The organism is Streptomyces sp. PTL18, from assembly GCF_059510295.1.
Map to the genome: position 1 here is coordinate 14588 of NZ_JCAJZO010000024.1, position 16097 is coordinate 30684.

General features: G+C 70.8%; 11 protein-coding genes. 9 read left to right on the forward strand and 2 right to left on the reverse strand.

Going from position 1 to position 16097, the window contains the following annotated elements:
- Positions 1-181 precede the first annotated feature (181 nt).
- Positions 182-1861, forward strand: a complete 1680-nt coding sequence (locus AC5WS8_RS31500; RefSeq protein WP_496106912.1) for a fumarate hydratase — start codon at positions 182-184, stop codon at positions 1859-1861.
- Positions 1862-2068: 207 nt separating this feature from the next.
- On the opposite strand, the gene AC5WS8_RS31505 is transcribed toward AC5WS8_RS31500, so the two are convergent.
- Positions 2069-3493: a selenium-binding protein SBP56-related protein gene (locus AC5WS8_RS31505; protein ID WP_496106913.1), complete on the reverse strand. Its 1425-nt coding sequence runs from the start codon at positions 3491-3493 to the stop codon at positions 2069-2071.
- A 383-nt stretch (positions 3494-3876) separates the two neighbouring features.
- On the opposite strand from AC5WS8_RS31505, the gene AC5WS8_RS31510 reads away from it, so the two are divergent.
- The 3 genes from AC5WS8_RS31510 (at position 3877) to AC5WS8_RS31520 (ending at position 8460) form a co-directional block, all read left to right on the forward strand.
- Complete coding sequence (locus AC5WS8_RS31510; protein WP_496106914.1) at positions 3877-5262, forward strand: class II fumarate hydratase; 1386 nt, start codon at positions 3877-3879, stop codon at positions 5260-5262.
- A 95-nt stretch (positions 5263-5357) separates the two neighbouring features.
- Complete coding sequence (gene fomD / locus AC5WS8_RS31515; RefSeq protein ID WP_496106915.1) at positions 5358-6068, forward strand: cytidylyl-2-hydroxypropylphosphonate hydrolase; 711 nt, start codon at positions 5358-5360, stop codon at positions 6066-6068.
- A 274-nt stretch (positions 6069-6342) separates the two neighbouring features.
- A complete protein-coding gene (locus AC5WS8_RS31520; protein WP_496106916.1) occupies positions 6343-8460 on the forward strand; it encodes a SpoIIE family protein phosphatase in 2118 nt (705 codons plus the stop codon).
- Between the two features lie 80 nt (positions 8461-8540).
- Here the strand turns inward: AC5WS8_RS31520 and AC5WS8_RS31525 are convergent, their stop codons facing one another.
- The gene (locus AC5WS8_RS31525; RefSeq protein WP_496106917.1) at positions 8541-10946 is read right to left on the reverse strand and encodes a transglycosylase domain-containing protein; all 2406 of its coding nucleotides are present in this window, start codon (positions 10944-10946) and stop codon (positions 8541-8543) included.
- A 237-nt stretch (positions 10947-11183) separates the two neighbouring features.
- On the opposite strand from AC5WS8_RS31525, the gene AC5WS8_RS31530 reads away from it, so the two are divergent.
- From AC5WS8_RS31530 to AC5WS8_RS31550, 5 genes are all read left to right on the forward strand, one after another.
- A complete protein-coding gene (locus AC5WS8_RS31530) occupies positions 11184-12119 on the forward strand; it encodes an SPFH domain-containing protein (protein ID WP_496106918.1) in 936 nt (311 codons plus the stop codon).
- On the forward strand, positions 12116-12364 hold the full coding sequence (locus AC5WS8_RS31535) for a type II toxin-antitoxin system antitoxin (protein WP_496106919.1): 249 nt from the start codon (positions 12116-12118) through the stop codon (positions 12362-12364). Before AC5WS8_RS31530 ends, AC5WS8_RS31535 begins: the two co-directional genes overlap by 4 nt.
- Positions 12365-12548: 184 nt before the next feature.
- Entirely contained in the window at positions 12549-13073 is a 525-nt protein-coding gene (locus tag AC5WS8_RS31540) for a PadR family transcriptional regulator (RefSeq protein WP_496106920.1), read from the forward strand.
- Positions 13070-13759: an ABC transporter ATP-binding protein gene (locus AC5WS8_RS31545; protein WP_496106921.1), complete on the forward strand. Its 690-nt coding sequence runs from the start codon at positions 13070-13072 to the stop codon at positions 13757-13759. The genes AC5WS8_RS31540 and AC5WS8_RS31545 overlap by 4 nt, the downstream gene beginning before the upstream one ends.
- Entirely contained in the window at positions 13756-16086 is a 2331-nt protein-coding gene (locus AC5WS8_RS31550) for an ABC transporter permease (protein WP_496106922.1), read from the forward strand. The genes AC5WS8_RS31545 and AC5WS8_RS31550 overlap by 4 nt, the downstream gene beginning before the upstream one ends.
- Positions 16087-16097: the final 11 nt, after the last annotated feature.

Here is a 16097-nt window from a genome sequence, read left to right on the forward strand (position 1 = left end):
AGATCGCGACTACCCCTCGAACAAGCCTGTGGAGAACGCACCCCCCACAGAAGCGAACCCACGACCGGGTGGTCGCACGGATCCCGGGACTGAGCCCTACCTCACAGGCCCGCGGCCGGACCCAGGTTCTACGCTGGTGGACGCTGCCAACGGAGGCCAGCCGCTGTCTGTCGAGTGAGGAATGGGCGAGATGCCTGAGTTCGCGTACACCGATCTGCTCCCCACGGGAGAGGACACCACCCCGTACCGGCTGGTGACGTCCGAGGGCGTCTCCACCGTCGAGGGACCCGACGGGCGTACGTTCCTCAAGGTGGAGCCGGAGGCGCTGCGCAAGCTGGCCGAGGAGGCCGTCCACGACATCCAGCACTACCTGCGCCCCGCCCACCTGGCACAGCTGCGCCGCATCGTCGACGACCCCGAGGCCAGCGCCAACGACAAGTTCGTGGCCCTGGACCTGCTGAAGAACGCGAACATCGCGGCGGCGGGCGTGCTGCCGATGTGCCAGGACACGGGCACCGCGATCGTGATGGGCAAGCGCGGCCAGAACGTGCTGACCCGGGGCCGCGACGAGGAGGCGCTCTCCCGCGGCATCTACGACGCCTACACCAGGCTGAACCTGCGCTACTCGCAGATGGCTCCGCTCACCATGTGGGAGGAGAAGAACACCGGTTCCAACCTCCCCGCCCAGATCGAGCTGTACGCGGCCGACGGCGGCGCCTACAAGTTCCTGTTCATGGCGAAGGGCGGCGGCAGCGCCAACAAGTCCTTCCTCTACCAGGAGACGAAGGCCGTCCTGAACGAGGCCTCCATGATGAAGTTCCTGGAGGAGAAGATCCGTTCACTGGGCACGGCCGCGTGCCCGCCGTACCACCTGGCGATCGTCGTCGGCGGCACGAGCGCGGAGTACGCCCTGAAGACCGCGAAGTACGCCTCCGCGCACTACCTGGACGAGCTGCCGGCCGAGGGTTCCGAACTGGGCCACGGCTTCCGGGACAAGGAGCTGGAGGAGAAGGTCTTCGAACTGACGCAGAGGATCGGCATCGGCGCCCAGTTCGGCGGCAAGTACTTCTGCCACGACGTGCGCGTGGTCCGCCTCCCGCGGCACGGCGCGTCCTGCCCGGTCGCCATCGCCGTCTCCTGCTCCGCCGACCGTCAGGCGGTCGCGAAGATCACGGCCGAGGGCGTCTTCCTGGAGCAGCTGGAGACGGACCCCGCCCGCTTCCTGCCGGAGACGACGGACGAGCACCTGGACGAGTCGTCCGACGTGGTCAGGATCGACCTGAACCAGCCGATGGAGACGATCCTCGCCGAGCTGACGAAGTACCCGGTCAAGACCCGCCTGTCGCTGACGGGCCCGCTGGTCGTGGCCCGGGACATCGCCCACGCCAAGATCAAGGAGCGGCTCGACGCGGGCGAGGAGATGCCGCAGTACCTGAAGGACCACCCGGTGTACTACGCCGGCCCGGCGAAGACCCCCGAGGGTTACGCCTCGGGCTCCTTCGGCCCGACGACGGCCGGCCGCATGGACTCCTACGTCGAGCAGTTCCAGGCGGCGGGCGGCTCCAAGGTGATGCTGGCGAAGGGCAACCGGAGCAAGCAGGTCACGGACGCGTGTGCCGCGCACGGCGGCTTCTACCTCGGCTCCATCGGCGGCCCGGCGGCCCGCCTCGCCCAAGACTGCATCAAGAAGGTCGAGGTCCTCGAGTACGAGGAGCTGGGCATGGAGGCGGTCTGGAAGATCGAGGTGGAGGACTTCCCGGCGTTCGTCGTCGTGGACGACAAGGGCAACGACTTCTTCCAGGATCCCGCACCCCAGCCGACGTTCACGTCGATCCCCGTGCGGGGGCCCGGCCTCGGCTGACGCAGTCCCGGCACGCCGCAGAGAGCCCCTGTCCGACGGTCGGGGGCTCCTGCCGTTCCTCCCCCGCACTCGGCCCGCACCGGACCGCGCAGACCTCTGCACCGTCACGGAGCGCGGGCGGCCCGCACCCGTCGGCCGATACCTGTTTCGGGCGTTCGCGTTCGACGTGGACCGCCCCGACAGCAGTGCCGGAGCGAACCGGCTCCGTCAGCGCCGGTAGCAGTACGAATCCGAGGAGGCGTCGCCGCCCTGCAGGCGGGTCTGGTGCACGCGCAGGCCGAGGAAGTCCGCCCCGTGCGGGAAGAAGCGGCTGTCGACCGAGAGCCCTCCGTGCGAGGTGTCGGCGTCGAGTTTGACCATCCACGGGTCGATGCCCGCGGGATAGAACTGTTCGTCCCAGGCGGAGTACAGGGAGTTGGTCACGTACACGCGCCGCCCGTCGCGGCTGAGCTCGACCATCTGCGCTGCTCCCGTCAGTGCCCTGTCCGGCTCGGCGGGATGCGGCTGTCGGCCGGCGATGCCGCCGAGACGCACGGCCGCGGTCCGCCTGGGACGGAACGGGTCGCTCACGTCGTACTGGAGCAGGTCGCCGGTCCCCCAGGCGGATATGTACAGCCAGCGGTCGTCCACGGACAGGTCGATGTCGGTGATCAACGGGGGCACGGCGCCGAACGGCTGCAGCGCCGGGGGCAGGTCCTCCGCCTGCGCGGGCTCGGCCGGAACGGTGATCACCTTGCGGACCACGAAGTCCTCGCCCTCCCGGTTCCACAACCACACCGATGCCGACAGGTCCTCCACGTCGACCACGGTGTTGGTGAACCCCCACGTCGCCTCCGGGTCGTGCGCGGGGCGCAGTTCCAGCACCATCTGGTTCTCGTCCGCCAGATCGACGCGCCGCAGGTGCCGACCGGAGTCGAGCTCCCAGAAGTGCAGGGAGTGGCCGTACTCGCGACCCAGCAGCAGTTCGGGGACAAGGCCGTCCTCGATCATCGAAGGGGTCCCCCACTCGCTCGTCACAGCGATGTTCTGCCCCAGATGCCACCAGACGTCGTAGGCGAACCGCTGCGGCCCGCGGTCGCTCTCCCAGGCGCGCAGGACCTCGAAGCTTTCGTGGTCCAGGAGCGCGACGCCGCCCGGCCCGTCAGCACCGTCCGCGCCGCCCAGGCAGGACAGGAAGACCCCGTCGGGACCGCAGTGCAGTGTGTGCGGTCGCGAATATCCGGCCTTGGCGGCGAGCTCCTCGGACTCGACCACCTTGACCAGGCGGGGGCGGGCGGGATCGGGGGTGGTGTCGAAGACGTGCAGCCGGGACGAGCGCAGTCCCGGAACGATGAGGTAGCGACGCGCGGCGTTGTGATGACCGGCGTGCGCCAGCGCGCTCGAGCAGGCGTTCCAGCCGAAGTGGTGCAGTTCGTTGCCCAGGCCGGGTAGCTCGGCGTGCGAGAGCACGCGGCCGTATTCGCGGGATCCGGGGTCGGTGCCGACGGTGAACAACGCGTCCGCGCGCTGCGCGGTCGGGTCGAATCCGACGACATAGGCGAGCCTCTCCGGAGGCGCGGCGACGGCATCCGCCGGAGTGCGGTACAAGGTGGGGTCACTGCGGTCGTCGCGGTCGTGAACGCGCTCGGTCATCCTCATGGCTCTTCCTTAACTCCCCGAACAAGCCTGGATACGGATGAACTCCGGACGAGAGCCCCACTCGCTCGTTCGGGATCGACGTGCAGGCGAGGAAGGGATGTGTCGGTAGAGATGCCGCATATCGAGCGTTTCACAGCCCTGGCCCCGTGCCAAGGCGGCAGCGCGACGGGCGACCGCCGAACGTGGACGGTCTTCCGGTCGCCGATCACCCCGACGAGCACCGCCGGATCCTTCATCGCATCGCCCCGACGGTGCCGAGTTCCGTCCGGGGCTTCTCGCGGGACGGCTTCGCCCCCGGAGGTCCCGGCCGGGGAGTGCGCGCACCCGGGCGGACCAGGCCACGGAACATCCCCGCCGCCCCGATCGCTGTAACCGGTATGAGCGACTACCGGATCGAACACGATTCCATGGGCGAGGTCCGTGTCCCCGCCGACGCCAAGTGGCGAGCCCAGACCCAACGTGCCGTGCAGAACTTCCCCGTCTCCGGGCAGCGGATCGAGCGCGCGCACATCGAGGCGCTCGCCCGCATCAAGGCCGCCGCCGCCAAGGTCAACGCGGAGCTCGGCGTGCTCGACAAGGACGTCGCCGACGCCGTTCGGGCCGCCGCCGCCGAGGTGGCCGAGGGGCGGTGGGACGAGCACTTCCCCGTCGACGTCTTCCAGACGGGCTCCGGCACCTCCTCCAACATGAACACCAACGAGGTCATCGCCACCCTCGCGACCGAGCGCCTCGGCCGGGACGTGCACCCGAACGACCACGTCAACGCGTCCCAGTCGTCCAACGACGTCTTCCCCTCCTCCCTCCACATCGCCGCCACCGCCGCCGTCAGCCGCGACCTCGTCCCCGCTCTCGACCATCTCGCCATCTCCCTCGAACGCAAGGCCGAGGAGTTCGCCGACGTCGTGAAGTCCGGGCGGACGCACCTCATGGACGCCACACCTGTGACGCTGGGTCAGGAGTTCGGCGGGTACGCGGCACAGGTGCGGTACGGCATCGAGCGGCTCACCGCCTCCCTCCCCCGCCTCGCCGAACTCCCCCTCGGCGGCACCGCGGTCGGCACCGGCATCAACACCCCGCCCGGCTTCTCCGCCGCCGTCATCGCCGAGATCGCCCGCACCACCGGGCTGCCGCTCACCGAGGCCCGCAACCACTTCGAGGCCCAGGGCGCCCGGGACGGGATCGTCGAGCTCAGCGGGCAGCTGCGGACCATCGCCGTGGGCCTCACAAAGATCGCCAACGATCTGCGGTGGATGGCCTCCGGGCCACGCACCGGCCTCGCCGAGATCACCCTCCCCGACCTGCAGCCCGGCTCCTCGATCATGCCCGGCAAGGTCAACCCCGTGATCCCCGAGGCCGTCCTGATGGTCGCCGCCCAGGTCGTCGGGAACGACGCCACCGTGGCGATGGCCGGCGCCTCCGGCAACTTCGAGCTCAATGTGATGATGCCGGTCATCGCCAAGAACGTGCTGGAGTCGATCCGGCTCCTCGCCAACGTCTCGCGGCTGCTCGCCGACCGCACGATCGACGGCATCGCCGCCCACCGCGAACGCGCCCGCGAGTACGCCGAGTCGTCACCCTCCGTCGTCACGCCGCTCAACCGGTACATCGGCTACGAGGAGGCCGCCAAGGTCGCCAAGAAGGCGCTTGCCGAGCGCACGACGATCCGTCAGGCCGTCCTGGAGTCGGGCTACGTGGACCGCGGCGACCTCACCCTCGACCAGCTCGACGAGGCACTCGATGTCCTGCGGATGACGCACCCGTAACGGCTCCCGTCATACCGGCGCACATCACCCGTCCGTGACGCGAACCGATGACGGGCACCGCAGCGTCGTATGCCTGGGGCACCTAATATCTGTGCATGGCAGAGGGTGGAGCGGTGAGACGAGTGGAAGCGGGCGAAACGAGCGAAGCGGACGGGGCGGCGGGGCGCTGGGCTCCCGGTGACCAGATCCTGTGGCGGTACCGGGAGAACGCCGGAGAGCGCTTCCACATCGCCCGCCCCGTCACCGTCGTACGCGACGACTCCGACCTGCTCGCCGTGTGGATGGCGCCGGGGACGACGTGTGTGAAGCCCGTCCTCGCCGACGGCACGCCGCTGCACGCCGAGCCGCTCCGTACCCGCTACACCAGACCGCGCACCGTGCAGCTCGACCGCTGGTTCGGCACCGGCGTGCTCAAGCTGGCCCGGCCCGGCGAGCCCTGGTCGGTGTGGTTGTTCTGGGAACCGGGCTGGCGGTTCAAGAACTGGTACGTCAATCTGGAGGAGCCGCTGGTGCGCTGGGCCGGCGGGGTCGACTCGGAGGATCACTTCCTGGACATCTGCGTGTACCCGGACCGCAGTTGGGGCTGGCGCGACGAGGACGAGTTCGCCCAGGCCCAGCAGGACGGGCTGATCGGTCCTCAGCTCGCCGAGCGGGTACGGGAGGCGGGGCGGTCCGCGGCGGAGGTGATCCGCGCCTGGGGCACGCCGTTCTCGGACGGCTGGCAGCACTGGCGTCCCGATCCGTCCTGGTCTGTGCCTCGACTGCCGGACGACTGGGACCGCACTCCCGCGTACATGACGTCATGAGACCCTTGTTGCGCCCCCGCGGTACAACCGTAGGATCGTCCTCCGCAAGGGCGCACCACAGCAACTCCCGAACCAAGCGCTGGGCTTGACCGAACGTCACCGAGGGGCGGCAGGACGTGAGCGAGGGGTACGAGGGCCACACCGGGAAGGCTCGTCGGGCCGGTGCACCAGGAACAGCGTGTGACCCGGCGGGAAATCCGTTCCTGGGGCATGTATTCCGGGTATCGGCTTCACTGCGGGACGAACTGCACGCACGGCGCGCAGCCCCGAACGGATGGATTCGACACGCGTGACGGAGCACCCGACCTCCCATGAGCGCCCCCAGCCGGGCGCCGGCCCCGCGGAGCCCCGCGGGGCGCTCCTGCGTACCCCGGAGCCGCTGACCGCACCGCCGGCCACGGCCTTACCCGTACAGACCCGGGCGGGCGACCCGCCCGCCTCTTCCGCCGCGCCGCTGCCCTGTGCCCAGCACGGATCGCCGGGCTCCCCGGGCGGCGCCTCCGCGCCGCTGCCCGCGGCGGACGGCACCGAGCACTCCCAGCCGGCCGCCGACGAACCCGACGCGCACCGGCCGCGCCCGGCCCCGGAGGTGATCCCGGTCCAGCCGAGCGGGGAGCAGGACCGTGCCGTCGCCCTGCCCGACGGCACGGAGCGGCGCACCGGTCAGAGCCGGCCGAGCGGGCCCATGCCGATGCGGCGCGACGGCGACCGGCTGCGTTTCGTGGGCGCGGCGACCCGCCGGATCGCCCGCGGCATCGACCTGGACGAGATCGTGATGGGGCTGTGCCGGGCCACGGTGCCGACGTTCTCGGACGCGATACTCGTGTATCTGCGGGACCCGCTGCCCGTGGGTGACGAGCGTCCCACCGGGCCCCTGGTGCTGCGGCTGCGGCGTACCGACCGGATACCGCAGGAGCGGGATCTGGAGGACGGCATCCTGCCGGTGCCGGTACCGGAGGACTCCGCGGTCGTGGAGCTGAGCAACGAGCTGTGCGAGGTGCGGCCCGGCGGTGCGCTCGCCGAGGTGCTGCGCGGGGTGCGGCCGGTGTTCGCGGACGCGCCCGCCGCCCGCGCCGCGCTGCCCGAGCTGCTCGGCGACGACCTGGCGGTCCCCCCGGGTCAGCGTGCCATCCTCGCGCCGCTGCGCGGACGGCGCCGGGTGATCGGTGCCGTGCTGTTCCTGCGCCGCCCGGAGCGCCTGGCGTTCGAGGCGGACGACCTGCTGGTCGCCGCGCAGCTCGCCACGCACAGCGCGCTCGGCATCGACAAGGCGGTGCTGTACGGCCGTGAGGCGTACATCGCGGACGAGTTGCAGCGCACGATGCTGCCGGAGACGCTGCCGAACCCCACGGGCGTGCGGCTGGCGTCCCGCTATCTGCCGGCCGCGGAGACCGCGCGGGTCGGCGGCGACTGGTACGACGCCATTCCGCTGCCCGGCAGCAGGGTCGCCCTGGTCGTGGGTGACGTCATGGGCCACTCCATGACGTCCGCGGCGATCATGGGTCAGCTGCGGACGACGGCGCAGACGCTGGCCGGCCTGGATCTGCCGCCGCAGGAGGTCCTGCACCATCTGGACGAGCAGGCGCAGCGGCTGGGCACCGACCGCATGGCGACCTGCCTCTACGCGGTGTACGACCCGGTCTCGCACCGGATCACCATCGCCAACGCGGGCCATCCGCCGCCGGTGCTGCTGCACCTGGGCGGCCGGGCCGAGGTGCTGCGGGTGCCGGCGGGCGCGCCCATCGGTGTCGGCGGGGTGGACTTCGAGGCGGTGGAGCTGGACGCGCCCGCCGGGGCCACCCTGCTGCTGTACACCGACGGGCTGGTCGAGTCGCGCCTGCGGGACGTGTGGACCGGCATAGAGCAGCTGCGGGAGAAGCTCGCCGCGACCGCACGGATCACCGGTGCCGACCACCCGCCGCCGCTGGAGGCGTTGTGCGACGAGGTGCTCGACATGCTCGGGCCCGGCGACCGCGACGACGACATCGCGCTGCTCGCCGCCCGCTTCGACGGCATCGCGCCGAGCGACGTCGCGTACTGGGTGCTGGAGCCGGAGGACGCGGCGCCGAGCCGGGCGCGGCGGCTGGCGCGCCGGGCGCTCGACCGCTGGGGACTCCAGGAGTTGACGGACTCGGTGGAGTTGCTGGTCAGCGAGGTCGTCACGAACGCGGTGCGGTACGCGTCGCGTCCGGTCACGCTCCGGCTGCTGCGCACCGACGTGCTGCGCTGCGAGGTCGGCGACGACGTGCCGCAGCTGCCGCGTCTGCGGCAGGCACGGGCCACGGACGAGGGCGGCCGGGGGCTGTACCTGGTGAACCGGCTGGCCCGGCGCTGGGGCGCGACCCGGCTGAGCACCGGCAAGGTGGTCTGGTTCGAGCTGAACCGGGGCTGAGAGCCCTCAGCCACGACAACGGAGAAGGGCGCCCGGTGGCCGGTCCACCGGGCGCCCTTCGCGTACGACAGGGCCTACTGTCAGCCCTTGGGATTGAGGGGGTTCCCCGGCGGCGGCGACGGCGACGCCGGGGAGTCGGTCGGCGACGGCGGGGCCGAGCTCGTCGGGGGCTGGCTCGATGTGGGCGGGTTCGACGGCGGCGCCGAGCTCGTCGGCGGCCTGGTCGTCGGCTTCTGCGAGGTCGGCGACGACGACGGCGAGGTGGTCGGCGACTGCGAGAGGCTCGGCGTCACGCTCGGCTGGACCGCCGCGCCCTGTGTGGTGTCCAGGTCGAACTTGCTGACCTGGTCCATGGCCTCGAAGGTGTACGCGGCCCAGATCTGCGCCGGGTAGCTGCCGCCGTTGATTCGGCCGCTCGGGCTGCCCGGGACATGGCCCGTGGCACCCGTCATGGGAACCTGGGCGTGGGACTTGGGGTCCTCGCCGAACAGGCCGACGGAGGTGACCAGGTCGGGCGTGTAGCCGGTGAACCAGGCCGACTTGTTGTTGTCGGACGTACCGGTTTTGCCCGCCACCTGCTGGCCGTCGCGCGCCGTGTTGGCGGCCACCGACGTCCTGGCCGTACCGTCGTCGACCACACCGGTGAGCACGGAGGTGACCGTGTCGGCGGCCTGGCGGCTGATGACCTGGTCGCCGATCGGATTCGGCAGGGTGACCGTACGGTCCTTGTGGTCGGCCGACTTCAGGATCGTCGGGGTGACCTTCCTGCCGTGGTTGTCGAGGGTGGCGTAGATGCCGGCCATCTCCAGCGGGCTCGCGCCCATGGAGCCCAGGGTCTGGGCGGGTACCGCCTGCATGCCCTTGGTGTCCATGCCGAGCTTGCCGGCGACGCTCATGACCTTGTCCATGCCCACGTCGACGCCCATCTGGGCGAAGACGGAGTTGACGGACTGGTTCATGGCCGTCTGGACGGAGATGGGGCCGTAGTTCGTGTTGTCCTCGTTCGGCGGGCCGAAGCCGACCTTGGTGCCGTTGTCCACGGCCTGGCGGCCGCTGGTGCCGTCGTAGACGGTGTTGGCGTCGATCGCCCGGCCGTCCTGCGTCTTGGCGCCCTCGTCCAGGGCGGCGGCGAAGATGACCGGCTTGAAGGTGGAGGCGACCTGGTAGTCGCGGCGGGTGGCGTTGTCGGTGAAGTGCTTGAAGTAGTCGACGCCGCCGTACAGGGCGAGGACCTTGCCCGTCTTCGGGTCGACGGAGGCGGCTCCGGCCTGGACGACGCCGTCGACGGAACGCTTCTTCGGGTTGAGTTTGCTGGTCAGCTGGTCCTTGACGGACTGCTCCAGCTGCTTTTCCCGCTTCTTGTCGATGTTGAGCGTGATGGTCCAGCCGCCCGCCCTGACCAGCGCCTCCGCGTCACCGAGGGAGGACGCGGTGCCCTGGGAGACGAGTTGCTTCTCCAGCTCCGCGTTCGCCTCGTCCACCAGGTAGCCGGTCTGCCCCTCCATGCCGGGCGCGCCCTTGGGTGTCTTGGGCACCGGGAACTTCATGGCCTGGCGCTTGCCCGCGTCCAGCCAGTGCATCTGGACCATGTTGTCCAGGACGTAGTTCCAGCGCGCCTGCGCCAGCTGCTTGCCGGTGTCGGTGGCGATCGCCCAGTCGTACTGGTTCGGCGCCTGGAGCAGGGCGGCCAGGTACGCGCCCTCCTCTACCGTGAGGTTCTTGGCGTCCTTGCGGTAGTACGCCTGGGCCGCGGCCTGGATGCCGTAGGCGCCCCGGCCGTAGTAGCTGGTGTTGATGTAGCCCGCGAGGATGTAGTCCTTGGACTTCTTGCGGTCCAGTTTCAGCGAGATGACCAGTTCCTTCAGCTTGCGCGTGACGGTCTGGTTCTGGTTCAGGTAGTAGTTCTTGACGTACTGCTGGGTGATCGTCGAGCCGCCCTGCGCGCCCTTGCCGGAGAGCGTGTTGATGATGCCGCGGGCGGTGCCCTTCAGGTCGACGCCGGAGTCCTGGTAGAACGTCTTGTTCTCGGCGGCGACGAAGGTGTGCTGGACGGGCTTGGGGACCTCGGCGAGGTCGACCGTCTCGCGGTTGAGCTTGCCGCTGCGGGCGAGGATCGAGCCGTCGCTGTACTTGTAGACGTTGCTCTGCACCGTCGCGTCGGCGTTCGCCGCCGCCGGTATCGGCGTCAGCAGGTACAGCGCCACGAACGCGCCCATGACCAGCAGCACGAGACCGAAGAGTGAGCCGAGGACGGTCTTCCAGGTGAAGAAGCGGCGTATGCCGCTCTTACCCGCCTTGCCCTTGGCCTTGCCGCGACTCTTCGCGGCGGCCCGCGCGGCGGCCCGGCCGCCGGCCGGGGCACCGCCCGGTGCGTCGCCCGGGCCGACCGCGCCGATCGACGGGGACTCGGCCGTCCCGGGCGAGCGCTTGGGCGCCGCGCGGCGACCACCGCGCTGCCGCGCTCGTCTCTCTTCCGCTCGTCCCATGGGTCGATCCGCTCCGCTTCACTCTCGTGTGTCACACAGGTGCGTGGTTCAGGTCAGCTCAGAAAGCTAACACCGCGCGGTATGACAAAGGGTTGTCGATCACGTCTTTTACGGACGTGAGATCCAGCACCCGTCCCATCGGAACCGACGAACAGGAGGTGCGGAAGGTTGTTCGGACGGATAATGTGATATCACTTAGCTAGTCACGAGCCGACACGAAAACGGGGGAGAGCACCCATGTCGACACAGGCCGCGTCCGCCACCACGGACATACCGGAGATGCCCGGCCCGCGCGTGCGGGAGTTCCCGGCGCACAGCATCGGCGGCGGACTGGCGCTGCTGCTCGGCCTGGTGGGACTGGTGCTGGGCGTCGGCCTGGTCGCCGCCGGGTCGACGCTCGCCGCGTCCGGCGCCAAGGCCGCGTTCATCGTCGCCGGGGTGCTGATCGGCCTCGCGGCGTTCCTCGCCATGTGCGGTCTGAACACGGTGGCGCCGGGCGAGGCGCGGGTGGTTCAGCTCTTCGGGCGCTACCGCGGCACGATCCGGCAGGACGGGCTGCGCTGGGTGAACCCCTTCACCTCGCGCACGAAGATCTCGACTCGGGTGCGCAACCACGAGACCGCCGTCCTGAAGGTGAACGACGCCTACGGCAACCCGATCGAGCTGGCCGCGGTGGTGGTCTGGAAGGTGGAGGACACGGCCCAGGCCACGTTCGAGGTGGACGACTTCCTGGAGTTCGTCGGCACCCAGACCGAGGCGGCCGTGCGGCACATCGCGATCGAGTACCCGTACGACGCCCACGAGGAGGGCGGGCTCTCGCTGCGCGGCAACGCCGAGGAGATCACCGAGAAGCTCGCCGCCGAGCTGCACGCGCGCGTGGAGGCCGCCGGGGTGCGGATCATCGAGTCCCGGTTCACGCACCTCGCGTACGCTCCGGAGATCGCCTCGGCGATGCTCCAGCGGCAGCAGGCCGGGGCGGTGGTCGCGGCACGGCGGCAGATCGTCGACGGTGCGGTCGGGATGGTGGAGGCGGCGCTGGCCCGGATCGCGGAGCGGGACATCGTGGAGCTGGACGAGGAGCGGAAGGCGGCGATGGTGTCGAACCTGATGGTGGTGCTGTGCGGTGACCGGGCGCCGCAGCCGGTCCTGAACACGGGGTCCCTCTACCAGTGACGGCTCCCTCCGGGGGCGCCGACCCCCAGCGCCGGCCGCAGCAGCGCAAGCAGGTGCTACTGCGGCTCGACCCGTCGGTGTACGAGGCGCTCGCGCGGTGGGCCTCGGACGAGCTGCGCTCGGCGAACGCGCAGATCGAGTTCCTGCTGCGGCGGGCGCTGGCGGAGGCGGGGCGGCTGCCGCGCGAGGCCGGGCCGATTCCCCGCCGGGGCCGGCCGCCGACCTCGGGCGAACCGGAAACATAGGCGCCGCCCGGGGTCCCCCGGGCCTCCGCCTCCGGGCCGCCGCACCGGCGACCGCCCGACCCGGCGGCGGGTCGTGTGGCAGAACTGTGACAATCGGTCGCCACCTGCGGGGGCTCACTCGCCGCCACGGCCTATACGCGGCATGTATACGCAAGGTGTATACGCTGTGTGTACAGTGCTTGGCATGTCCATCGGTCACACCCTCCTAGGACTCCTGGAGTCCGGGCCCCGCCATGGTTACGACCTGAAGCGGGCCTTCGACGAGAAGTTCGGTCATGACCGGCCGCTCCACTACGGCCAGGTCTACTCGACGATGTCCCGGCTGCTGAAGAACGGGCTCGTCGAGGTCGACGGGATCGAACCCGGCGGCGGGCCCGAACGCAAGCGGTACGCGATCACCGGGGCCGGCGTCACCGACGTCCAGCGGTGGCTGGCGACACCGGAGAAGCCCGAGCCGTATCTGCAGTCGACCCTGTACACCAAGGTCGTCATCGCCCTCCTCACCCACCGCGACGCGGCCGGCATCCTGGACACCCAGCGTGCCGAGCACCTGCGGATGATGCGGATCCTGACCGACCGCAAACGCAAGGGCGACCTGGCCGACCAGCTCATCTGCGACCACGCCCTGTTCCACCTGGAGGCCGACCTGCGCTGGCTCGAGCTGACCGCCGCCCGACTGTCCAAGCTCGCCGAGGCGGTGGCCCAGTGACTGCTCCCGCCGGTTCCCTGCTCGCCGCCGAGGGCCTGCGCAAGGCGTACGGGCCCACCGTCGCCCTGGACGGCGCGGAGTTCTCCATCCACCCCGGCGAGATCGTCGCCGTCATGGGCCCCTCCGGGTCGGGCAAGTCGACCCTGCTGCACTGCCTCGCCGGAATCGTGCCGCCCGACGCGGGCTCCATCGTCTACAACGGCCGCGAGATGGCCGGCATGAGCGATGCCGAACGCAGCCTGCTGCGCCGCACCGAGTTCGGGTTCGTCTTCCAGTTCGGGCAGCTCGTCCCCGAGCTGACCTGCGTGGAGAACGTGGCGCTGCCGCTGCGGCTGAACGGCACCTCCCGCAGACAGGCCGAGCAGGCCGCCCTGTCCTGGATGTCCCGGCTGGAGGTCGACGACCTCGCGGGCAAGCGGCCCGGTGAGATATCCGGCGGCCAGGGCCAGCGCGTCGCCGTGGCCCGCGCCCTGGTGACGGGCCCGCGCGTGCTGTTCGCCGACGAACCCACCGGCGCCCTCGACTCGCTCAACGGCGAGCGGGTGATGAACCTGCTCACCGAGGCGGCCCGGTCCACCAACGCCGCCGTCGTCCTGGTCACGCACGAGGCGCGGGTGGCGGCGTACTCCGACCGCGAGATCGTCGTGCGCGACGGGAAGTCCCGGGACATGGAGCGCCTCGTATGAACGCCAGCCAGTGGTCGAAGGACCTGGTCATGGGTGCCAGGTTCGCGTTCGGCGGTGGACGTGAGGGATGGGTCCGGCTCCTGCTGACGGGTTTCGGCGTCGGCCTCGGCGTCGCGCTGCTCCTGCTCACCACCGCCCTCCCCAACGCGATCGCGGTGCGGCACGAGCGGGACAACGCACGTGCGGACCACACCTTCAACCAGGAGCCGAAGCCCAAGGCCGACAACACCCTGGTGATCGCCGACGTCGACACCACCTACCGGCAGAAGGACATCCGCGGACGGGTGATGGAGCCCGAGGGCGCGCGGGCGCCGTTGCCGCCCGGCCTCGACAGGTTCCCGGAGCCGGGCACGATGGTCGTCTCGCCCGCCCTTAAGAAACTGCTCCAGTCCGGCGACGGCGCCCTGCTGCGGCAGCGGCTGCCGTACCGGATCACCGGCACCATCGGGGAGAGCGGGCTCATCGGCTCGCACGAACTGGCCTACTACGCGGGCGCCAAGGGGCTCGCGGCCGAGATCAGCCCCCCGGACGTGGCCCGCATCGACACGTTCGGGCCCGACGAGACCACGTCCGAGAAGACGGACCCCGTCCTGCTCCTGCTGACGCTGGTCGTCTTCGTCGTCCTGCTCATGCCCGTCGGCGTCTTCATCGCCGCGGCCGTGCGGTTCGGGGGCGAGCGGCGCGACCGCAGGCTGGCGGCGCTGCGGCTGGTGGGTTCGGACAGCGGGATGACCCGGCGGATCGCCGCCGGTGAGGCGCTCGCGGGGGCGGTGCTCGGGCTGGTCTTCGGTACGGCCTTCTTCCTGGCCGGGCGGCAATTCGCCGCCTCCGTCGAGGTCTTCGACATCAGTGTCTTCCCCAGCTACCTGGACCCCTCGCCTCTGCTGGTCCTGCTCGTGGCGGTCGCGGTCCCGGCGGCGGCGGTGCTGGTCACCCTGTTCGCGCTGCGCGGCGTGGTCATCGAACCGCTCGGTGTGGTGCGCACCGCGAAGCCCGCGCGGCGCCGGCTGTGGTGGCGGTTGCTGCTGCCGCTGGCCGGCCTCGCGATGCTCTACCCGATGGTGGGCAAGGGCCACACCAACGGGAACTTCAACGAGTACCTGGTGGTAGGGGGTGTGCTGCTCCTGCTGGTCGGCGTCACCGCGCTGCTGCCGTGGGTCGTCGAGACGGTCGTAGCCCGGCTGAACTCCGGCGGTGTGGCCTGGCAACTGGCGGTGCGCAGGCTCCAGTTGAGCAGCGGCACCGCCGCCCGCATGGTCAACGGCATCGCGGTGGCGGTGGCCGGCGCGATCGCCCTGCAGATGCTGTTCTCCGGCGTCGAGGGCGACTACACCAAGCAGACGCGGGAGGACGTGTCACGGGCGCAGATGCAGGTGGCCCTGCCCAGCGACGTCCGGGTCGCCGCAGCCGCCGAGGAGTTCGGCCGGACCAAGGGCGTCCGCCAGGTCATGGCGTTCTCCGGTTCGGAGATGGGCGACCGGCGCAAGGACCCCGGCACCACCAGCCAGGTGACCGTCGGCGACTGCGCGTCCCTGCGTGAGGTGGCGCACCTGCCCTCGTGCCGCGACGGCGACGTCTTCGTGCTGCGGGGCGGTGACGGCGACACCGACACGCCCGCCCTGGCCAAGCCGGGCCGCACCCTCTACCTCGACCCCTCGTACGGCGACGAGAAGGGCACGGAGTTCGCCTGGAGGGTGCCGCGGGGCGTCGAGCAGGCCCAGTCCCGCGAGGACCCGACCGGTGTGCGGCGCGGCGGTTTCCTCTTCACCCGCGGCGCGCTGCCCGCGCAGGCGGAACGCGGCTTCCACGGGGAGATCTACCTCGCGCTCGACCGCTCGGTTCCGGACGCCCCCGACTACGTACGGAACACCGCGGCCCGGGTCGTCCCGTTCTCGAGCCCCATGACCTGGGCGGCCACCGAGCAGTCGGTGCGCTTCACCTCCATCCGCACGGGGTTGTTCGTCGGCGCCACCTGCGTGCTGATGCTGATCGGCGCGAGTCTGCTGGTCTCCCAGCTGGAGCAGCTGCGCGAACGCAAGAAGCTGCTGTCGTCGCTGGTCGCCTTCGGCACCCGGCGCCGCACGCTGAGCCTGTCGGTGCTGTGGCAGACGGCGATCCCCATCGCGCTCGGCCTGCTGCTGGCCTCGGTGGTCGGACTGACGCTGGGCGGCGTGCTGCTGAAGATGTCCGGCGCGACGGTGAGCGTCGACTGGGCGAGCGTGCTGACGATGACCGGTATCGGCGCGGGGGTCGTGCTGCTGGTGACCGCGCTCAGCGTGCCGCCGCTGCTGCGGCTGATGCGGCCGGACGGACTGCGCACGGAGTAGGCCGTGCGGGC